Raw genomic sequence first — 4,053 nt, forward strand, 5'->3', positions numbered from 1 at the left:
CTCCATGGCGTTCGCTTGGCGTTCTAGGATGATCTGTTGTCAGGGACCCGCCAGGGTCAGGTCCCGGGCGGCCGCCCGGGACCCGGCCGGTCGCAGGGCTGCCAGGGCTCGTGCGGACTTGCCGGCGGGCGGGCAGCAGTCCGCGGATCGCCGCTGAGTCCGCCGCAGGCCCCGCGAGGGCATTGTCACTGGTGCTTGGGATGATCGCCGTGGCCGGCGTGAGCGCGCCGGAATCCCGATTCTGAGGTGGCTCGGATGGATACGTGGCAGGTGCTGTCGGCGCTGGTGGCGGAGCGGCTGAAGGCGGCGTCGTCCGGTGAGCGTCGCGTCTTCGCCGCCGGTGTCGCGGAACGCCTGATGAGCCGGCACGAGGAACTGCCCGCCGACGAGCGGGCGCCGTTCACCCTGAGCCTGCGGCCCCCTGCTGAATTCCGTGTGGGAGGGCGCTCTCGGTGACTCGACGGCCTTCTCGGCCGTCAACCGTGGTGTCGCCGAGTACATGCTCGGCGAGTACTGCCACAACGACGGTCAGGACGGCCCGGACGACGCGGACGAGTCCGCCGCGGCGGCGACGTTGTACGCCGCGCACACCTACCTGTTCGGCTGCCATGATTTCGCTGTCTGGACCAGCGGCCGAGGGGTGGAGGCCGTTGAGGAGCATCTTCAGCGCCTGGCTGAGACGGAAGACGAGACGGAAGGGGATGACGTCCTGGTCGACACGGACGAGGCACTGGCCGCCGAGCTGCGACGTCAGCTTCAGGATCTCGACCTCATCGCGACGTTCTCGAAGGACCTCCGCTACTCCAGCCTGGGGTTGCCTGTCGACACGTCGATCCGACTGCGCCGGGAGCTACGGACCCCTCTCTCCAGTCGGGAGTGAGTCTCCGAGGCGCGCCCGTGCCGGGCGGACCGACCCTCCTCGGGTCCAGCCGGCCGGCGGGAGGTGCCGGCCGTCGACACCGCGGGTGCCCCGTGGACGGAGGTCCTGCCCGCAGTCCGTGCCCGCGCCGCCCGCCGGGGGGCAGGCTTCACCCAGGCCTCACCCGCGTCCGGGCGCGGGGCGCCACCGCCACGCGCGGAGCACCTCGTGACGCTCGTCCAACTCGGCGCACACGGCGCCGCCTACGGTCCCCGTCGCGCCGATCACCAAGATCTTCACAGTGGTTCTTCCGTTCCTCCCCCGGGGAGCTCCTGAGCCTTTGGCCGGCACGAGTCTGCGCCGCTCCTACTGACCGAGCCGGCCCTCTCCCGGGGTACACCTGCTGTGGCTACATCTCGTGGGTGTCTGACGGGCGACCGGTGCCGGCCCTCAGGCTCGGCAGCCGGGACGACTGTCTCCGGCCAGAACCACCAGGGCCACCCGGCCGTCCAGGCCGTCGACGTCCCGCTCGGGCCCGGCGAGCGACGCCGTCGGCCCCGGCTCGGTGTGCCGTACCTTCCGGCTCCGGTCGGTGCCGGGCTCAGATACTCAGCAGTAGGACGCGGACGGCCAGGCCCAGGAACGCGCCCGTGGCAAGGACGCCGAGGACCCAGTTCCGCTTGAAGGTGCCTGGATCGATCACCGGCCACACGGACAGCCCGGCCAGGGAAGCGCCCATGACGGCCCAGCTGACCCACCCGGAGGCATTCGGGTCGAGACCGAGGCCGCCGACGACCCAGCGGACGATGCTTGAGCAGACCGCGGCGGCCAAGAAACCGACGACGTACCAGACGCGGAGGAGGGACGTCTCCAGGAACGTCCGACGAATGAAGACGTGCAGCGTGTGATGCGCTCGTGCGAGTGGGCCAATGAACCGGGCTACTGAGGTCGAACGAATCCTGCCGGACACCCTGCTCGATTCCCTTCGACGGGGAGCGTGTCTATGCAGGCTCCTCCGTGACAGCGGGCCACGTGGTGGGAACGGACCAGATCGGCTGGATCCGGATCCCCCTCGCCCAGCGGCCGGCGTGCCCCGCTGCCAGCACCGCGCCCGACCATCAGCGAGCACCGGGGGACGAACCGCACCGCCGGTACCGCACAGCCCGCTCCGCCCGGGACCTCCTGCCCCGCAAGAGCTCCATCGAGACCCGCCACCACCTCGCCGGACACCGACGCCCACGCCCGGCCCCACCCCGCCCCGCCCTGACCCGGGCGGTCCAGACCGAGCACCGGTCCCGTGTCAAGACCGCCGCCGGCCAGGCACAGCGACCACTCATCCATGTGGTCCGGCGTCCACCGCGCGGGGAGTAGTTCGCGAAGCGGTGGAACGGGCGGATCCACCGGTGTTCCGCCGCCATCGACCGCGGCTCCGCGCACCGCCGATCTCCGGCTCCCGGGTGCGGTCGGTGCCGTCGCGACGGCGGTTTCCGAACGTCGCCGTGGAGGGGCGGCGGCCGGGAGCGGACCGCGGCTGTGTCGCCCCCAGCGGCTACAGTGCCCCTCATGCCGAAGAGACCGACCGACCTGTGGCGTGAGCACATCGCCGAAGAAGCCGCGGCGGTGGCGGCGGGAACGCTCGACCCGGAGTGCGCGTACAGCGCCGCGCTCTTTCCCGCCAGCCTCCTGACCGTCACCGATGACGTCCTCGCCGCCTTCGAAGCCGACGTGGCTGCGCTGGGCGCAGGCCCGGCCGACAACGACGTCCTCGGTGTCGTCGAGCGGGTCGTGCTGGAGCTCAACCGTGTCCATGAGGCTCATGACGAGGCCGCCTACGAGACCGACGAGCGGGAACTGCTCTGCGCCTACATCGACGACTCCCTCGTCGCCGCCGGCGTCGACGTCGTGGCCTTCGCCGAACGGCAGGGTCTCGGCCGCCACGAGATCACCGACCGCTGGCGGGATTGGTGATCGGAGCCGGGGTCTCGTTGGGGCAGTTCCCGCCGAGGCGTCCGGGTCGTTGACGTAGGCGTGGCGCTTGCGTCCTGTGCGGCCGGTGACGCACGTCCTGGCATGGGCATCCGGGTGTCGGGCCGTGCGGCCCCGCAGACGGTCCTGGAGAGGGATGACCGGGCCCTGGTCGCCGCCGGCATCGCAGTGTCGCTGCGGCTGCGGATGCGCGTCTGTGGGATCGGCGGCATCCGGCACGAGTTCCCGCAGCCTGGCGAGAGCGGACGGCCGGCTGGCCGCGGTGGGGTCGGTCCCGGACGGGCGTTTGCGGGCGAGAGCCGACCAGCGCGGCGGCGGCGTAGGCGTGGTCGTTCGGGAAGAGATGACCGGTGCCGGTGCCGAGGAGGTCGTGGAGCGGCGTGTGGCGCATCATCGGGTCCGACGGTGGCCGCAGCACTGATCGTTGAGAATCCTCACGGCCGACCGGTCCGGCGGCCTAGGCTTGCACGGTGATCGAGATCCTCGACAATCTGGACGTGCTGACACGGCAGCGGGTCGATCTCGCGACCGTCACGGTGGGGGGCGTGGCCCTGGGGGCCCCAGGTGAAGCGGTCCGGCACCGGGAGATCGTCGAGGCCCACTCCGCGGTGGTCGCCCGGTATCGCGGCGGGAGCGGCGTGGTCGGCGAGTACTACGACGCGGACGGGCGGCAGCTGACGTTGGACGAGGTCGTCGGCCACGTCGTCCGGTCGGACGGAAGCCTGCACTGCGCCGACGGGGTGGGCTATTCGATCCGGGGCGGAGTGGTCGACAGCTTCGGGATCGGCGATTCGTATCTGTCCCACTTCGCCCGCCTGACGTCGTACGACGCGTTCCTGGAGGCTTTCGGCACACCCGACCGGGTGACGGAGGACGTGGCATTCGGCGATCTCCTGAACCGCTATGCCTACTACCAGGGCGGGCAGAAGCGCATTCTGTGGGACGCCTTCAACGACAGGGTGAGCTGGATCAGCCTGGGATCCCTGGGAAGCTGAGTGAGCGTTTCGTTCCCGGTCGTCGTCGAAGTCCGCGCGCAAGAACCGCCGCTCCACTGGATCGTCCGATAGGAAAGGCGGGGGCGCCCGCGCCCGACAGGAGTGGGCGGTGCGTCGACCCGGTGCACGATCTCGCTGTACAGCGGGCGGTGCCGGCAGCGGTCGTTCTCGCCGACCAGCACGGTCAGCCGCAGCGCCGGACCGCCCAGCCGG

At 71.2% G+C, this 4,053-nt stretch carries 5 protein-coding genes and 1 pseudogene; 4 read left to right on the top strand and 2 right to left on the bottom strand.

Going from position 1 to position 4,053, the window contains the following annotated elements; all coding sequences use genetic code 11:
- Positions 1 to 255 precede the first annotated feature (255 nt).
- Both ABTX81_RS39320 and ABTX81_RS39325 read left to right on the top strand, forming a co-directional pair.
- Complete coding sequence (locus ABTX81_RS39320) at positions 256 to 456, top strand: hypothetical protein (protein WP_350555727.1); 201 nt, start codon at positions 256 to 258, stop codon at positions 454 to 456.
- Between the two features lie 43 nt (positions 457 to 499).
- Positions 500 to 880, top strand: a complete 381-nt coding sequence (locus tag ABTX81_RS39325; RefSeq protein WP_350555729.1) for a hypothetical protein — start codon at positions 500 to 502, stop codon at positions 878 to 880.
- A 580-nt stretch (positions 881 to 1,460) separates the two neighbouring features.
- Here the strand turns inward: ABTX81_RS39325 and ABTX81_RS39330 are convergent.
- Positions 1,461 to 1,829: a hypothetical protein gene (locus tag ABTX81_RS39330; RefSeq protein WP_350555730.1), complete on the bottom strand. Its 369-nt coding sequence runs from the start codon at positions 1,827 to 1,829 to the stop codon at positions 1,461 to 1,463.
- 593 nt (positions 1,830 to 2,422) lie between these two features.
- Here ABTX81_RS39330 and ABTX81_RS39335 point away from each other — a divergent pair.
- Together ABTX81_RS39335 and ABTX81_RS39340 are read left to right on the top strand one after the other, a co-directional pair.
- A complete protein-coding gene (locus ABTX81_RS39335) occupies positions 2,423 to 2,827 on the top strand; it encodes a hypothetical protein (RefSeq protein WP_350555732.1) in 405 nt (134 codons plus the stop codon).
- 488 nt (positions 2,828 to 3,315) lie between these two features.
- Positions 3,316 to 3,840, top strand: coding sequence for a hypothetical protein (locus ABTX81_RS39340; RefSeq protein WP_350555734.1), 525 nt, complete (start codon positions 3,316 to 3,318; stop codon positions 3,838 to 3,840).
- A gap of 110 nt (positions 3,841 to 3,950) precedes the next feature.
- On the opposite strand, the pseudogene ABTX81_RS39345 reads toward ABTX81_RS39340, so the two are convergent.
- A pseudogene (locus tag ABTX81_RS39345) lies at positions 3,951 to 4,053 on the bottom strand (DUF190 domain-containing protein); the annotation flags it as partial.

Source organism: Kitasatospora sp. NPDC097605, from assembly GCF_040302725.1.
GTDB lineage: Bacteria > Actinomycetota > Actinomycetes > Streptomycetales > Streptomycetaceae > Kitasatospora.